The sequence below is a fragment of the Flavobacterium sp. B183 genome (assembly GCF_023539155.1).
Lineage (GTDB): Bacteria > Bacteroidota > Bacteroidia > Flavobacteriales > Flavobacteriaceae > Flavobacterium > Flavobacterium tructae.
Map to the genome: position 1 here is coordinate 3341620 of NZ_CP097434.1, position 15282 is coordinate 3356901.

The window sequence follows — 15282 nt, forward strand, 5'->3', positions numbered from 1 at the left end:
TTTGTTTTTAATGCTTTATTCTCATATGGAATAGCCAGAGCGGTATAAAGACTATTAAAGAATTTTATTTTTTTAAATGTGTTGGCTCCTGAATTTCTCCATTACCAAAGGACCAGTTTTCCAAACCGTTATTTTCTAATAAAACAATAATCACGTTATTAATGAGAATCGCTGTTGTTGCGGCAATTCTTGTTGCAATTTGGTGGTATAATTTCTTTTTTTGTTCTACTGTTCGACCTTGCCCTGCAGTGATCTGAACATATATAATTTCTTCAGAATGTGAAATACCAAGATAACTTTCGGGATATTTTATCTGATGTGGTTCTAATTCTTCAATTACATGAAAATAATCAGCACTTGGAATATGAAATTCTGCTATTAAAGATTGATGAGTCGCTTCTGAAATATTGTTTTTGGTTTCTAAGGAAAGCTTCTTAGGTAAACTGATTCGGACAAATGGCATTTTTTAGATTTTGAGTTTTGTATAAAAATAAAAAAAAGTGGAGGAGGAGCAGACAAATCTTTAGGAAAACTTCAATTCAATCTGAATTCCCTTATTCTCCAATCGCACTTCGGTTGTATTGCTTTCAGAAGGTATTTGAGTAGGATACCAGTTTCGACCCGGACGTACCATAATGAGCAGACCTTCATCATCTCCAAGGGCAGCGAAGAGCTCGCTATTGTCATTTTTGCTGAAAAATTCTAAGTTGTGTTGCGTTATGAGTTGGTTAGCCAGAACTAGAGGATTCTCATTGACAATACCAATTTCACTGATGTTGAGTATAGAGTGAGAGCTAAAAGGCTCCTTTTGAGCATTGTTGAGGTCATATCGAACGATGAATTCCAGTATATTACCATTGTTGTCATAAAAGTATACAGCGTTGGCATTCCAGTTCTCAAAATTGGCGATAACAGTAGCATCTTCAATAACAATTAAATCCACTTTGTTTGTGACCCACTGAATGGCTTCTTGCAGCTTGTTTTGAGGAATATTAAAAGCAAAATGATAGATAGAGTTGAATTGAAGATTTTCGATAAACTGTAAAACCGATTCACCAGCCTGAATAGTAACTGACCTGGAATCTTTTTCAAGAATTGGAAGGTTAAGTACGTTTTGATAGAATGCCGCTGTTTCTTGAATATTGTTGGTTTGAATCTGAAGGTGTTGTAATTTCATGATGAGGTATATTTACAAAGAGGCAGAAGCTTCTTTTCATTTCCAACAAATTTAAAAAAGGCCATTGGTATTCTGTCGATCGCATCATTTTATACTTCGATGAATGTATTAAAAATTATGATAAGAAACAGCTTGTTGATAAGGTTATTTAGCACATTGAAACTTAGATTTGTATCTAAACTAGGTGTTGATCGTTTTTGCAAACGTGTTGCAATACGCTTTAATCATTTGTCTCACAGTACGGAATTCCTGCTTTATCTCTGCTTCGGTTCCTGTTGCCTTGGCTGGGTCCGGAAAATTTTGATGAAATTTTTGAGCTTGGCTTGGAAGAAAAGGGCATTTTTCATGAGCATGATCACAAACCGTCAGAATAAGATCAAAATGGATGTTTTGGTATTCATCAATATGATTTGAAGTATGATCTGAAATATCGATTCCATCTTCTTTCATCGTCGCAATGGCTCTTGGATTTACACCGTGAGTTTCAATACCGGCGCTGTAAACGTGGGCTTTGTTGCCCAGGAAGTGGCGTAAATAACCTTCGGCGATCTGGCTTCGGCAGCTATTTCCTGTACAGAGCACTAGAATATTTTTTGTCATAGTTTTAAACGAGTAACCAAATGATATTGATCATACAAAATTTAGGCTCAAAGCCATAAATCAGTTGCAATACAATAACAGCTGTAGTGATTATAATTGGTTTTTTATATTTAAGAAAGAAAGTACTCATAGCTTAGCAACAGCCCAAGTTTGGAGAACAGGAGTTTGTTTTGTCCTTGTTTAATTCGATAAAGCCGGATGGTGACGGAATTCCACAGGCATCTTGTGCCAGGCAGGCTGTAACCTTATTTTTCAATACAAAATGATTACCATTAAACTCTAAATCGTACCTTCCGATAGTTTCGCTTTGATATTCAACTTCGATATTCAGATCTTCAATATTTAGTTTTTCTTCTGAAAGGTTAATGATATGTAAAAGTTTGCCGGGTTTTAGTCGATGTTCATAATCGTCTGCATTCCAAAGCTGAAAGTTGACACTTTTTTCGTGACGAATTACGCCTCCGCAATCAATAAAATCTTTAGTGATCATTCCCACTTCTGTGACGTGAAAATGCTCCGGAACAAAAGTTCCGTTTTCCAGTTGAAATGCTACGTTTTCGAGAGTAGGGAGTATTTTTTTAATGTCTGATAGTTTCATTTTTCTTGTTTTATAGTTATAATGCAATATTGCGATATAGTAAGATAAAAAAAGCCTTTAACAGCATTTTTGATTTTTTGTAACGGTAATAATACCAGAAAAGTAGGTGTTTAGAACATCAAAAGTTTCTTCATTGATACAGTAACAGATGGCGTTTCCTTCAATGTTTCCCTTGATAAGTCCTGCATTTTTTAGTTCTTTCAGGTGTTGTGAAACGGTAGGCTGTGCCAGAGGTAACTCATTTACAATATCTCCGCAAATACATTCGTTTACTTTTAACAGATATTCAATTATAGCAATTCTGGCCGGATGCCCCAGTGCTTTGGCTATAGTGGCGATCTGATTTTGTTTGTCGGTAAAATGTTCCGTTTTAGAAGCTCCCATATGATTTAAATATAATATTGCAATATTACGATATAAATTTAAAAATCAAAGGATTTATTTTAGAATTTTTAAATAAGGTGAATTGAAATATTGATTCCGATGGTGGAATGCTAAAATTATGAAACACATAGAAACATAGATTTGTATTCTTAAAAGAGGATACGAATGAGAAATATATTTCTTTCGTCCCGATGCATCGGGACATTTTATTTGAAGTGAAACGCCTTTTTCTGCATTTCGATCTATGTTTCTATGTGTTTAAAATTCTTAAGTTGAGATTATCAACTTCTAAAAGGTCTCTTTTCTGCTGTTTTTGAAATTCATCCAACCCAAACCAATCAGTAACAAATTAAAAAGCAACAATGGCAAAAAGGCTTTTATACCATTAGTTTTTGAGGGATCTGTAAAAGTTTCTACCTTAAATTTCGACCAGTTTTCTTTACTAACATTGGAATTGTCGAATATTTTTGGATAAAAATAAAGTCTCATTTTTTCGTGAAAACGCTGGGTTTCCTTCAAAAATAAAAGCTGGTTTCCTAAATCAGATTTCGCAATTTCATTCAGTTGAAGCTGGGCATGCAGGGTAGGAACGAATAAAGCAATAAACTGGCTGGCTTTGTTGCGCTGTTCCAGTTTAGTTTGCAGTTCCTGAGATTGTTGTACCGAATCGTCGTCGCCCGCCTGCTGCATGGCGTAATACCAAAGCCAGTTAAACTCCGTATCAGGCAAAGGATAACGCTTGAATTGCGGATAGTGCTGGTAAAATTTATCCATTGTGATTTTCTTATCCATATCCCATTTTTCATGATAGGCATTACGTTGTTTTACAGTCAGCTCCAAAGCTTCCGGAATAGTATATTTATTCACAATATAGGTATTGATTACTGCCGGCAGAATTATAATGAGAAACAGCCAGATCGTTAGCAAAATAACCGCATTGAAGTTGGAGTTTTTTTGAAGGGAAACAATAAAAAAACAGACTGCAAACCAGAAAATTAGATACAAAACACCAAGTCCGTAAAAGGCAAGAAGGGAGGAGTCAAAAGGAATTCTCAGAATCAAAACGGCTAAAAGAAGTAAAAAGGTGAACAGCGCAATCAGACTTAAAATTCGGACGTAAAACAATTTCAGAATGTATAAAAAGGTATTTTCGCTTTGCACAGAAACAATTTTCCAGGTGCCGCTTTCTTTTTCTTCCGAAACCAGATTGTACGAGAATGCTATAATCAAAAGAGGAAACAGATAGATAAGTACAAAGCTAAAATCGATATTTCCGGATAAAAGATTGTTCGGATTATTGAGTTCCGAGTCATATTTCTGACCTTCCAGACCCCGAATCGTGACGCTTTGAATCGACGGATTTACATCACGCTGACCAATTGCTAAAGGATTGATAGGTAATGTTTTATTGATGAGAGAAAATTTGATGTAATAGAGCAGGAGTCCCATTTCGTCTTTGTGAAAAGCGGCATTTCGTGCTATATGCTCTTTTTGGTACAATGCAGCTTCCGCAATATTGTTTTGCTGCTTTTGCTGAAACTGCTGCCCAATTAAAATACCGATGAATCCAATGAGCAACAGGAACATCAGTCCAATTTTGGTACCTTTTGAGCGAATGAAATTTTTAAAAAGTAATGCTAACATATTAGAGGGCTTTAAGGTTTTTGGCTGCAATTCGCAGGAGAGCAAAAAGCAGGATAATCCAGAGAAAAATAGAGACTACAGAGAGGATTTCGGATTTTAAAATAGCCGGGACTTCTTTTGGCTCATAATGAAATTCTTCCAAATCAGCCCAGTGTTCTTTGCTGATGGATAAAGGCTTGTCGTTTGGTCCCGGCTTTTTATTACTGATGTATTTGACCTGCAAAGCATTCATTTTTTGCGCCATAGTATAGCGGTAAATCTCAGCTTGTTTTTGAAAATCAATATACGAACCATAATCGGTGTTGGATAATCCCATCGACAGGTTTCGTATGGCGATATAAGGGTTCAGGAACGAAACGACCTTAGAAAAACTGTTCTGCTGATCGTAAACTTTTAGCAACTCTTCTAAGTGTTCTTTATAAATTCGCGAACTGATTTTCTCTCCTTCCGTCATGATAAATCCCGAATAATTAAAAGGCAGTTTTTGTACCGAATCTACCTTGTAGGCGCGTAGTAGGGAATCTTTTATGGCTTTGTAATGTATGTCGTTCGGATTGTGGCTGTCGCCTTGTTTCAGAATGTCCTTTTCGATAGCACTGTTGAACTGTATTTTGGAAGGAGCTTCATAAAGATAAGCGCCAATTGCCTGAGTGGTTCGGGGTAAAATAATAGTAAGAACCAGCCAGATCCCGATTAAGGAAATCAGTGCTTTTTTGGATGTTTTACTCGCAGCAGAAACCAAAACAGCAATGACACAAAAGAACATCAGGTATATAAAATGAAACAGAATGAACAATACCATTTTAATGGTTTCATCGTTTGAAATCGTAAAATCCTGCAACAACAGCCAAAGGAATACAAGAACCATAATCGTAGGAACAAAAATAAGCAGAATGGCACTTGCAACTCCTACTATTTTACCTGTTAAGAGTTGTTTCCAACTGATTCCCTGACTTAAAATTAATTTTAAAGTCCCGTTTTCTCTTTCGGCTGCAACAGCATTAAATCCTAAGAAAAAAATCAACAGAGGCAATAAAAGCTGTAAAACCATAGCAATACTAATTTCTCCGAAACGAAGCATACTGTTGGAGAATCCTGCTTCTGAGAAATTGGCACTGTTTTGTTTGTGTGCTTCCAGAAAGATCGCATTTCCGAAAAACGGTTCCATCCCGAATTCAAAAACGCTCAGGGGTGTACTTTTTCTAAATGCAAAATTCCCGTAATGCGCCATTCGATGTGGATTCTTATCCGGATTATTGAGCCAGTCTTTGCGTGATTCATGTTGGTATTTTTCGCTCGTCTGATTCTGGTTACTGTAATTTTCCCAACCTGAAAAAGCGGCGTAAAGCAACAGGATACCGATAAAAATCGTGATGATATAGACTGCTGTATTTTTAAAAACAGTCTTTTTTAAATGTCTGGCAATTAAAATTTCTTTATGTAATGACATGATACCGTTTAAAATTTATAAGTTACAGTAAGACTGAAGTTACGTGGCGCACCGGGAAACAGACGCAGGTAATTCTGAGCACCCAGCCAGTACGTTTTATTGAATAAATTGCCCGCATTAAGAGCAATCTGCATATTGCTTTTGTTGGGTTTATAGTACAATGCGGCATCAAAAACCGTAAAATCTGGTAGTGTAAAAGCTCTTGTAAACCAGGGTACTTTGCTGCTTTGATATTGCATTCCGAAACCAATACCCAAATCTTTTAGAGCCGAATCAGAATTGAAATTGTAGCGTGTCCATAAATTGGCACTGTTTTTTGGTGTATTTTGTTTTTGGGCACCAATTAGCGATGGATCACGATCGTTGGTGATTTTAGCATCAATGTAACTGTAAGAAGCATTTATTTGCCAGTCTGCCGTAATAAAACCGGCTATATCACACTCAAAACCACGGCTTCTCTCAGCACCTCTTGTTACCAGCAAATCAGGATTTACCGAGTCGTTAGCATTCATTAGGATATTGCGTTGGTTGATTTCATAAATAGCAGCATTAAAACTTACTGAATTGTTGAAAAAAGTAGCTTTTAATCCAAGTTCTTTCAAGTTGCTTTTCAGTGGATCAAACAAACTTCCGGCGGGTAAACTTCCTGTTTGAGGCATCAAAGACACGGTGTTCGATTGTGGCTGGTAACCTTCCAAATAAGTTGTATAAACATTTATTTGATTGTTTACGGCATAAGTCACTCCAATACGCGGCAGTAAAGCCGATTTTTTCACAGTCAGTTCATTGTTGGATTTGTAGTTTGTGATGTCTTTAAACCATTCTTGGCGCAACCCCAGTAAGATGGTAAATCTTTCCCATTGTACCTGATCCTGAATGTAGACTGCATTTGTAGTGGTTAGTGCAGGGGGTAATGCGGTACGGACATTGAGCGTATAATCGTCAGGGTTTGTTAGGGTATTAGCGGGATTATTCAGGTTAAAATAATTGACATTTGGTTTAGGTAAAACTACTCCGTCAACGGTTATGGTTTGATAATTGGCAGCATTAGCAGCAACAAATGAAGAGGCTACCGTTCCGTCTTTCAATACATAACCTCTGGCCGCATTTTGTCCGCCACCTTTGGTTTTGTTCCAGCTGCTTAAATCGTAACCTGCTAACAATTTATGTTTGATTTTTCCTGTATTTAAATCAAAGTTGAAATAAGAAGTGAGATTATCAACGTCCCAATATTGCTGACGCTGTACAAACTGCATCATGGCCAGACTGCTGACAGGTTTATTGTTCATGTCGACTGCAAAAGCATTAGTCGTTCGGTGTTCCTGAAGGTCTTCTGTCCAGGTTTGTTTCATGTATGAAGCATTAAACCCTATTTTAGAGTTGAATTTATGAGCAAAATTCGTCATCAAAATCATTTCTTTTGATTTGTAGAAATCATTGGGAGCACCTAAATTTAAGCTAATTGGAGTTTTGTTTAAACTGGTAACACCCGCAACTGCTCCAAAAATGGGCTGTCCACGATCCAGAACTCCGGTCATGTTACTTAAAATCAGTTCTGTATTGATCGCTGTTTTTTCATTCGGAATGTAGCTGAACGAGGGTGAAATCAAGAATGATTTATTGCGAATCAGATCCCGGAACGATTTGGCTTCCTGATACGCTCCGTTTACACGATACAAAAGGGTTTTTGATTCGTTCAATGGACCGGTAAAATCTAAGGTTCCGCGCAAGGTGCTAAAGCTTCCTGCAGTAAGGCTTATTTCTTTTCGGTCAACGGCCAAAGGTTTTTTAGTCACCATATTGATACTTCCGCCCGGATCTACCGATGAAAATGTAGCGCTCGAAGGTCCTTTGATCACTTCAACTCGTTCAATATTGGTAGTCAATGGTTGTAAAAAGTAATGTTGATGCGTTCGCATTCCATTTATGATCTGGCCTTCTTCATTTTGACTGATTCCGCGAATGGTATATTGATTGTAATAACTTGCAGGGATCACTCCACTGGCCATTTTTACAGCATCGGCCAGATAGATAGCACCTTTGTCTGCTATTAATTCTTTGGTGATCGTGGATATGGATTGTGGAATGTCTTTATTGAGAGCGGCTGTTTTGGTGGCTGCAAAAGAATAATCGCTATTGTATTTTTTGGTCGAACGGCCAATGATTTCGACAGTTTGCAATTGTGTGTGTACGGTTTTTACCTTGACAGAATCTTTAGGAATACTATCAGATATCTTTTTATTAACGGTTTGCGATTGGGCAAACGAAGTAATACTTAATAAAAACAGTGAGAGAATATGGTGTTTCATTTTTTTTGGATAGGATTGAGAAAGTAATTTCCCTTTATACAGTTTGTAAATACAAATCTTCCAGTTCATTTGCCGAGATTTTATCGGCTTCGATAACGGTGACAAGGTTCCCCTGTCTCATAATGCCAATATGAGAGGCAACTTCCCGCGCTCTGAAAATATCATGTGTAGCCATTAAAATGGCTGTTCCATCAGCAGAAAGCTCTTTTAGTATTTGGGAAAACTCGTTGGAAGCTTTAGGGTCTAAACCACTCGTAGGTTCATCCAGTAAGAGCACTTTGGCTTTTTTGGCAATCGCAATGGCAATTCCAACTTTTTGTCGCATTCCCTTAGAATAACCACCTAAATTTTGATGATGCGCCTTAATCTGAAGCCCCGCTTTAGAAAGAAAATAAGTCAGTTCCCCCTGTGAATATTTGAATCCTGCCAACGACGAGAAGAATTTTAAGTTTTCCAGACCGGTAAGATTAGGATACAACATGACGGTTTCGGGGATATATGCAACATATTTTTTCGTTTCCTGTGCGTTGTCGATGACTGATAGGTCGTTAATTTTTAGTTCTCCATCTGTTGGAGCAATAAAACCTAGAAAAAGGTTGATTGTGGTAGTTTTTCCGGCACCATTTTGCCCCAATAAAGCAAAAATTTCCCCTTCTTTAATGGTTAAGTTGAGTTTGTTTAGAGCAATATGGTCGCCATATTTTTTTGTTAGATTTTCAGCTATAAGCATAGTTTTGATGTATTTGGATGATTTTTAGTACGGGTTTTTCTTTTCATGCACAGTTATAGTGACAGCCTTTAGGGCTGAAACATTTTAACCGGTGACGAAATAGGAAGAGTAGAATTTACTGGGGACAACCGAAGAGTTAGGTAAATTAGATAAACCAAAACGGTCTTTTGTATCTTAATTGGAGCTGTTTTATTGAAAACAGACCAAATAAGATTACAAATGCGTTTTACCTGATCTTTGAAAAAGACAAGCAAAAGCTATTTTTTAATTTTTCGGATGAAAATGCAGTAAACTAGCGAATAAATGGTGGTGCCCTAAGTGCAAAAAGACTGCCTTTGAAAACAACAGAAATTGTTTTTTCGTAAAAGAACGCGCTGAAAGTTTCTACGGTTGCTTTAAGAAAAGAGTACGTTTGAAAAGTGTTTGGTATAAAGGTGCTAAACGTAAAATGACAAATCTGACAATTGTTGTCTACAGTATGACTGTGTGTGATTTGCTTTTGCCCCTCAATATAAGTATGCTCACAATGTTTACTCGTTAGCTGCTTGTAAACATGCTCGTAAGAATGCAGCGTCTGAAACAGCATTGCAAACAATACAGTTACAGACATAAAAAGAGGAATTAATACATTTTTCTTTTTCATTCTTAATGGAAAAAGCCCATTTTTAAAGGACTTGGTAGCTTATAAACTAACGCAACGTTGTTGCAAATATAGATATCTTATTTAAAAATGTGCCAGAATCGATTATTATTTTATTGGGACTGGATTAAAAATGTTTATTTTTTGTTAGTAGATTTTTTGAGTTTTCATAAGATGCAATTGTATTTCAAGCCGTTTTGAGGAGAGTTTTTGGCATAAAACAAAATTAAAAAGGACAGTGCCAAAAATACCATTGTCGTACTTTAGAAATTATTTTGACAATATTATTCGTGTTAACATCGTTGTTTATTAGTAGTTATCTAAGTTATTGCCAGTAATCCCATTATAGATTTCCTATTTTTACTGGAAGACGATAGTGATCGGCATCGTTGATAACTCAATTCTTGATTTGACATGAACTCCACAAAATGTCAATTTTATAAACGGGCGTTCTGCTCCATAAAAAAGTAAATTATGAAAATAGGTTTAATAGGATTTGGAAAGACTGGAAAATCAGTAGCGACTGTACTACTGGAAAATAATAAATTTTGCCTGGAATGGGTTTTAAGACAAAGTACTGTTTTGGAAAAGAGATCTGTTTCAGAGTTTTTGGGCATTCCGTCAGAAGAACAAGGGGTTATTTACTCCAGTTCTAAAACGACGATGGAAGAATTATTAGACAAACATCCTGTTGATGTTATTATTGATTTTTCTTCCAATGAAGGTATTTACAGTTATGGAGAAGTTGCTGCAAAGCGAAAGGTTAAGATTATTTCGGCAATTTCTCATTACAAAGACAAAGAGTTGCAGTTACTAAAGAAACTGGCACATAAAACTACGGTCTTTTGGTCGCCCAATATTACGCTTGGGGTTAATTACCTGCTTTTTGCGGCTAAATTTTTAAAGAAAATTGCTCCCTGGGTGGATATTGAAGTAAACGAAGAACATTTTAAAAAGAAAGAAGGAACTTCAGGAACAGCGGTTAAAATTGCGGAAGCTTTGGAAATTGATAAAGACAATATCAACTCAGTAAGGGCAGGAGGAATAGTAGGTAAGCATGAGGTTATATTTGGATTTCCATATCAGACGGTTCGTTTAATTCATGAATCGATCTCGAGGGAAGCATTTGGAAACGGAGTTGTTTTTGTTGCCGAAAATCTGAAAAACAAACCCAAGGGGCTGTATAATTTTGAAGATATTTTAACACCTTATTTTACCGTCTGATCTAATAAAGCAAACCCGACAGGTTTCAAAAACTTGTCGGGTTTGTTTTTTTAAGACGATTTTATTTTAATAAACACATAGAAGCATAGAAATAATGGGGCAAAAAGGTTTCAAAATGAAATACATTTCTTCCGCATGGTTTGTTGCTTGTATTTTCAACTTATGAAATGATATTTCTGAGTTTGATAAGTCTATGTTTCTATGTGTATTTTATTAAATGATTAATGTATTATTTTTTAAAAATTAAAGCTTTGGTATATTCGGCATTCATTTTGGCGATCGAAAGAATCGAAATACCTTGTGGACATTCAATTTCACAGGCCCTGGTGTCTGAGCAGTTTCCAAAACCCTCGGCATCCATTTGGCTTACCATGCTCAGTACTCTTTTTGGAGCTTCGATTTGTCCCTGTGGCAACAAAGCCAAATGGGTGATTTTGGCCCCCGTAAATAAGGCTGCACTGGCATTTTTACAGGTGGCTACGCAGGCACCACACCCAATACAGGCTGCCGCATCAAAAGACGCTTCGGCAGTTTCATAGGATATGGGAATACTATTGGCTTCCGGTGCCTGACCTGTTGAAGCTCCGATAAAACCACCGGATGCAATAATGGTGTCAAAAGCGGAACGATCGATTTTTAAGTCTCTAAGTACAGGAAAAGCTTTTGCCCGAAAAGGTTCAATATAAATAGTATCTCCATCTTTAAAACTTCGCATATGAAGCTGACAGGTGGTGGTATTTTTTAAAGGACCATGAGCTCTTCCGTTGATCATCACACCGCATTGTCCGCAAATTCCTTCCCGACAATCGTGATCGAATTCAATAACACGTTCTTTTTTCTGAATTAAGGATTCATTCAAAAGATCGAGCATTTCCAGAAAAGACATATGTTCTGAAACGGCATCTATGTCATAATCGGTCATTTTTCCTTTAGAAGAACTATCAGATTGCCGCCATATTTTAAGAGAAAGTTTCATATTTCTTCAACTTTTGATTATTTGTAACTTCTTACTGCAAGTTCAACCGATTCAAATACGAGAGGTTCTTTGTGCAATTCAGGCGGTTTGGCTTCCCCTTTCCATTCCCATGCTGAAACATAGCAGAAATCATTATCATTTCGAACTGCTTCACCATCGGTAGTTTGGTATTCTTCGCGAAAGTGAGCTCCACAGGATTCTTCTCTTTGTAAAGCATCGTAACACATTAATTCGGCCAGCTCTATGTAATCGGCAATTCGGCCGGCTTTTTCGAGTTCACTGTTTAGGGTATCATCTCCGGTAATCAGTAAATCTTTTTCAAAAGAAGCTTTCAGGGCTTTTATATCTTCGATGGCTTCTTCCAGTTTTTCTTTGCTTCTCGAAAGACCGCATTTTTCATAAAGTAATCGTCCAATTTTTTTATGAAAGTGATCGGTTGAAAGGGTGCCTTTGCTATTTAAAAAACGATCGAGCTGCGTTCTCACGGATTTTTCGGCTTCTTCAAAAGCGGGGTGGTCTATGGTTGCTTTTGGAGCGTTTAATTCTCCTGCCAAATAATTCGGAATCGTATACGGAGCAATAAAATAACCGTCTACGCAAGCCTGAAGCAAAGAATTCGCTCCGAGTCTGTTAGCACCATGATCGGCAAAATTGGCTTCCCCCAAAGCAAATAGCCCGGGAATACTGGTCATTAATTCATAATCGACCCAAAGTCCACCCATAGTAAAATGGGCAGCGGGAGAAATTAGCATAGGTTCTTTGTAAGCGTTGATACCGGTAATTTTTTCATACATGGCAAACAGATTACTGTATTTGGCTTCAATAGTATTTTTCCCCTGTGCTTTTATAGCATCTGAAAAGTCGAGATAAATAGCGTTTTTCATTGGTCCGACACCATGTCCGGCATCAATCCGTTCCTTAGCCGCCCGCGATGAAATATCACGTGGTGCCAGATTTCCAAAAGAGGGATAACGACGTTCGAGATAATAATCACGTTCTTCTTCGGGAATGGTATTGGGATTTCGTGCGTCCTCGGCTTTTTTCGGAACCCATATCCGACCATCGTTCCGCAAAGATTCTGACATTAAAGTGAGTTTAGATTGGTTGGCTCCGTGTTGCGGAAGTGAGGTAGGGTGGAACTGAATCCAGCTTACCCCGGCCATATAAGCACCTTTTTTATGTGCTCGCCAGATGGCAGAACTGTTACAGCCCATAGCCAGTGTAGAAAGATAATATACTTTTCCGTAGCCTCCTGAAGCCAGTACAACTGCATCGGCAACATGACGTTCTAAAGCTCCTGTTTCGAGATTTCGGGCTATAATGCCTTTTGCTTTTCCGTCAATAATTACTAATTCTAGCATTTCATGACGGGTGTGCATCGTTACTTTTCCTAAGGATACCTGACGCAACAATCCCTGATAAGCACCTAATAAAAGCTGCTGACCGGTTTGTCCGCGTGCGTAGAAGGTTCTCGAAACCTGAACACCTCCAAAAGATCTGTTGTTTAAATATCCGGCATATTCTCTGGCAAAAGGGACGCCTTGCGCCACAGCATGGTCGATCAAATGTGCGGAACATTCAGCCAAACGATATACATTGGCTTCCCGCGATCTGAAATCACCACCTTTGATGGTATCATAAAACATTCTGAAAGTACTGTCGCCGTCGTTTTTGTAGTTTTTTGCAGCGTTAACTCCTCCTTGTGCTGCCACAGAGTGGGCACGTCGGGCAGAATCCTGAAAACAAAACGATTGAATATTATAACCCTGTTCAGCCAGAGACGCTGCGCAGGAAGCACCTGCAAGTCCGGTTCCAACAACAATAACGTTCAGTTTTTTTCTGTTGGCTGGATTTACAAGCTTTGCTTTTGCTTTGTAATTATTCCATTTATCGGCTAGTGGACCTTCGGGTATTTTGGAGTCAATCATTTTTATTTTAGTTTAAAATGAATTTATACACAAATTTTATAAGTGACTTGATTTAAAAGGAGGTCTAATTTACTATAAAAAAATGATTTTTTGTAAAGAAAAAACTATTATTTGAACTGTTTATTGCAATTCAAAATAATTAGGTTAGGAGTTTAGTGTGTTGATTTAAAGTGTTTTAGTAGATTTTCTGATTTTGGGTTTCTTTCTGTGGTTTTTATTTTAACACATAGAGACATAGGTTTTCGAACGGAACAGAAGACGTTGCACTTCAAATAAAACGCATAACTATGGGAAAGAAATGTGTTTCTCTTTTGTATTCTCTTTTTAGAATACAAATCTATGTTTCTATGTGTTAAATGTTTTTCATATCTTCTGTAAGTACTATTTGATGAATTTCTCTACATTCGGGATTTTCTCAAGTGCCTTTGTATTTTCGGCCAGCAGTTTAGCAGCAGCTTCATTTATTTTGCTTGCCGGAATTGCTTTCCATTTGTTGATGTCCTTTTCGAAATCGTTTCCAAATAAAACTCTTGATAAATCTCTTATCACACAATAAGCGGCTATTGAATGACCATTATCGCTATCATAGTTTCCGGTATTGATAAAAAACTGCAATCGTTTCACCAGACCTTCCTGGGAATAAAGAGAAACTTCAGTTAATTTGCCTCTGTATTCCAGATCGGCAGAACCAACACCTTTTAATTTGGGGAATAGTTTATAATCGGCAAAGTGTCTCCCTTCATGACCAATGTAGCTTACTCTAAAGTTTTCGGATTTTAAGTCATAGGCTTTTTTTACGCAAAACAAAGCTTCTTTTGTGGCCCAGCCTGCAGGGTAATAGCGTCCCAGAGTTGCATATTCACTCCAGCCCAGGGTGACAAAATCATCCATAAAATAGATTTTAATTGGAGTTTCTTTTCCATCATAAGTAACTTTATAGATGGTGTCTTTTTCTGTTTTCCAAACTAGTAAGTCATATAAACCTCCTGTTTTTCCAAATCCGGTCGTATGATAACCTAAACTCGCGATGTATTTTTTTTGATAGACATTGATGCTGTCTTCGTTAAGTGTTAGGTTTTTGGCAGACGGGAAATTCGTTTTAAGAAAATTCGAAACGTTTTTCAGGATCAGTGTATCGGTTTTCTTTTCTTTGTTTAAGAAAGAGAAACGCCAGTAATCTCTGTATATCTTTAATAGCTGATCTATTTTTGATTTTCGCGTTTCCAGAAAATCACTTTTGTCTTCTGCAAACTTAAATCGGTTTTCAAAGTTGGTTTTGAATTTTAAGTCTTTATCAGCTATTTTTTTATTGGTATCGATTTCCAATAGCGGTAAAGCTGATTTTGGATTGCCATCTAAAGCCAGCGAGTAGATTTTAGTGTAATCCAGTTTTATACTGTCGTTTGGAGTGGTCTGAGCATTTATTTTCGAAAATGAAAAGAAAGTGAAAATGAGTAAAGTGGTAAGTTTTAAAGTTCTCATATAGCAATGTTTGGATTAATGGATTAGCATTTTTTATACTATAGAGACTTTTTTTTTGATTTTGTTACAGTTTGGTTTTAAAAATAACAAACCCGATAGGTTTCTAAAACCTGTCGGGTTTATTGTATGGAACGATAAGA

At 37.1% G+C, this 15282-nt stretch carries 14 protein-coding genes; 1 reads left to right on the forward strand and 13 read right to left on the reverse strand.

Translation table 11 applies throughout. The features are described from left to right. Positions 1 to 64: 64 nt before the first annotated feature. The 10 genes from M4I44_RS14175 to M4I44_RS14220 form a co-directional block, all read right to left on the reverse strand. Positions 65 to 463, reverse strand: coding sequence for a tautomerase family protein (locus M4I44_RS14175; RefSeq protein WP_249965084.1), 399 nt, complete (start codon positions 461 to 463; stop codon positions 65 to 67). Between the two features lie 60 nt (positions 464 to 523). Continuing rightward, the gene (locus M4I44_RS14180) at positions 524 to 1177 is read right to left on the reverse strand and encodes a VOC family protein (RefSeq protein ID WP_249965085.1); all 654 of its coding nucleotides are present in this window, start codon (positions 1175 to 1177) and stop codon (positions 524 to 526) included. Positions 1178 to 1357: 180 nt separating this feature from the next. Then, a complete protein-coding gene (locus M4I44_RS14185) occupies positions 1358 to 1777 on the reverse strand; it encodes an arsenate reductase ArsC (RefSeq protein WP_249965086.1) in 420 nt (139 codons plus the stop codon). A gap of 133 nt (positions 1778 to 1910) precedes the next feature. Next, positions 1911 to 2375 (reverse strand): DUF6428 family protein, encoded by a 465-nt coding sequence (locus M4I44_RS14190; RefSeq protein WP_249965087.1) that lies wholly within the window; start codon positions 2373 to 2375, stop codon positions 1911 to 1913. Positions 2376 to 2432: 57 nt separating this feature from the next. Beyond that, complete coding sequence (locus tag M4I44_RS14195) at positions 2433 to 2759, reverse strand: helix-turn-helix transcriptional regulator (RefSeq protein WP_070908465.1); 327 nt, start codon at positions 2757 to 2759, stop codon at positions 2433 to 2435. A 288-nt stretch (positions 2760 to 3047) separates the two neighbouring features. Next, positions 3048 to 4403: a DUF3526 domain-containing protein gene (locus M4I44_RS14200; RefSeq protein WP_249965088.1), complete on the reverse strand. Its 1356-nt coding sequence runs from the start codon at positions 4401 to 4403 to the stop codon at positions 3048 to 3050. 1 nt (position 4404) lies between these two features. Beyond that, on the reverse strand, positions 4405 to 5853 hold the full coding sequence (locus M4I44_RS14205) for a DUF3526 domain-containing protein (protein ID WP_249965089.1): 1449 nt from the start codon (positions 5851 to 5853) through the stop codon (positions 4405 to 4407). Between the two features lie 8 nt (positions 5854 to 5861). Further along, on the reverse strand, positions 5862 to 8231 hold the full coding sequence (locus M4I44_RS14210; RefSeq protein WP_249965090.1) for a TonB-dependent siderophore receptor: 2370 nt from the start codon (positions 8229 to 8231) through the stop codon (positions 5862 to 5864). Further along, the gene (locus M4I44_RS14215; RefSeq protein WP_202701783.1) at positions 8197 to 8892 is read right to left on the reverse strand and encodes an ABC transporter ATP-binding protein; all 696 of its coding nucleotides are present in this window, start codon (positions 8890 to 8892) and stop codon (positions 8197 to 8199) included. The genes M4I44_RS14210 and M4I44_RS14215 overlap by 35 nt, the downstream gene beginning before the upstream one ends. Before the next feature lie 292 nt (positions 8893 to 9184). After that, on the reverse strand, positions 9185 to 9535 hold the full coding sequence (locus M4I44_RS14220) for a hypothetical protein (RefSeq protein WP_017497593.1): 351 nt from the start codon (positions 9533 to 9535) through the stop codon (positions 9185 to 9187). Between the two features lie 471 nt (positions 9536 to 10006). On the opposite strand from M4I44_RS14220, the gene M4I44_RS14225 reads away from it, so the two are divergent. Continuing rightward, positions 10007 to 10756 carry a 4-hydroxy-tetrahydrodipicolinate reductase gene (locus M4I44_RS14225; protein ID WP_017497592.1) on the forward strand — a complete coding sequence of 250 codons (750 nt, stop codon included), beginning with the start codon at positions 10007 to 10009 and terminating at the stop codon, positions 10754 to 10756. Between the two features lie 229 nt (positions 10757 to 10985). Here the strand turns inward: M4I44_RS14225 and M4I44_RS14230 are convergent, their stop codons facing one another. From M4I44_RS14230 to M4I44_RS14240, 3 genes are all read right to left on the reverse strand, one after another. Continuing rightward, positions 10986 to 11732, reverse strand: a complete 747-nt coding sequence (locus M4I44_RS14230; RefSeq protein WP_249965091.1) for a succinate dehydrogenase/fumarate reductase iron-sulfur subunit — start codon at positions 11730 to 11732, stop codon at positions 10986 to 10988. A gap of 17 nt (positions 11733 to 11749) precedes the next feature. Continuing rightward, on the reverse strand, positions 11750 to 13660 hold the full coding sequence (locus M4I44_RS14235) for a fumarate reductase/succinate dehydrogenase flavoprotein subunit (RefSeq protein WP_249965092.1): 1911 nt from the start codon (positions 13658 to 13660) through the stop codon (positions 11750 to 11752). Between the two features lie 381 nt (positions 13661 to 14041). Continuing rightward, complete coding sequence (locus M4I44_RS14240) at positions 14042 to 15142, reverse strand: hypothetical protein (RefSeq protein WP_017497590.1); 1101 nt, start codon at positions 15140 to 15142, stop codon at positions 14042 to 14044. Positions 15143 to 15282 lie beyond the last annotated feature (140 nt).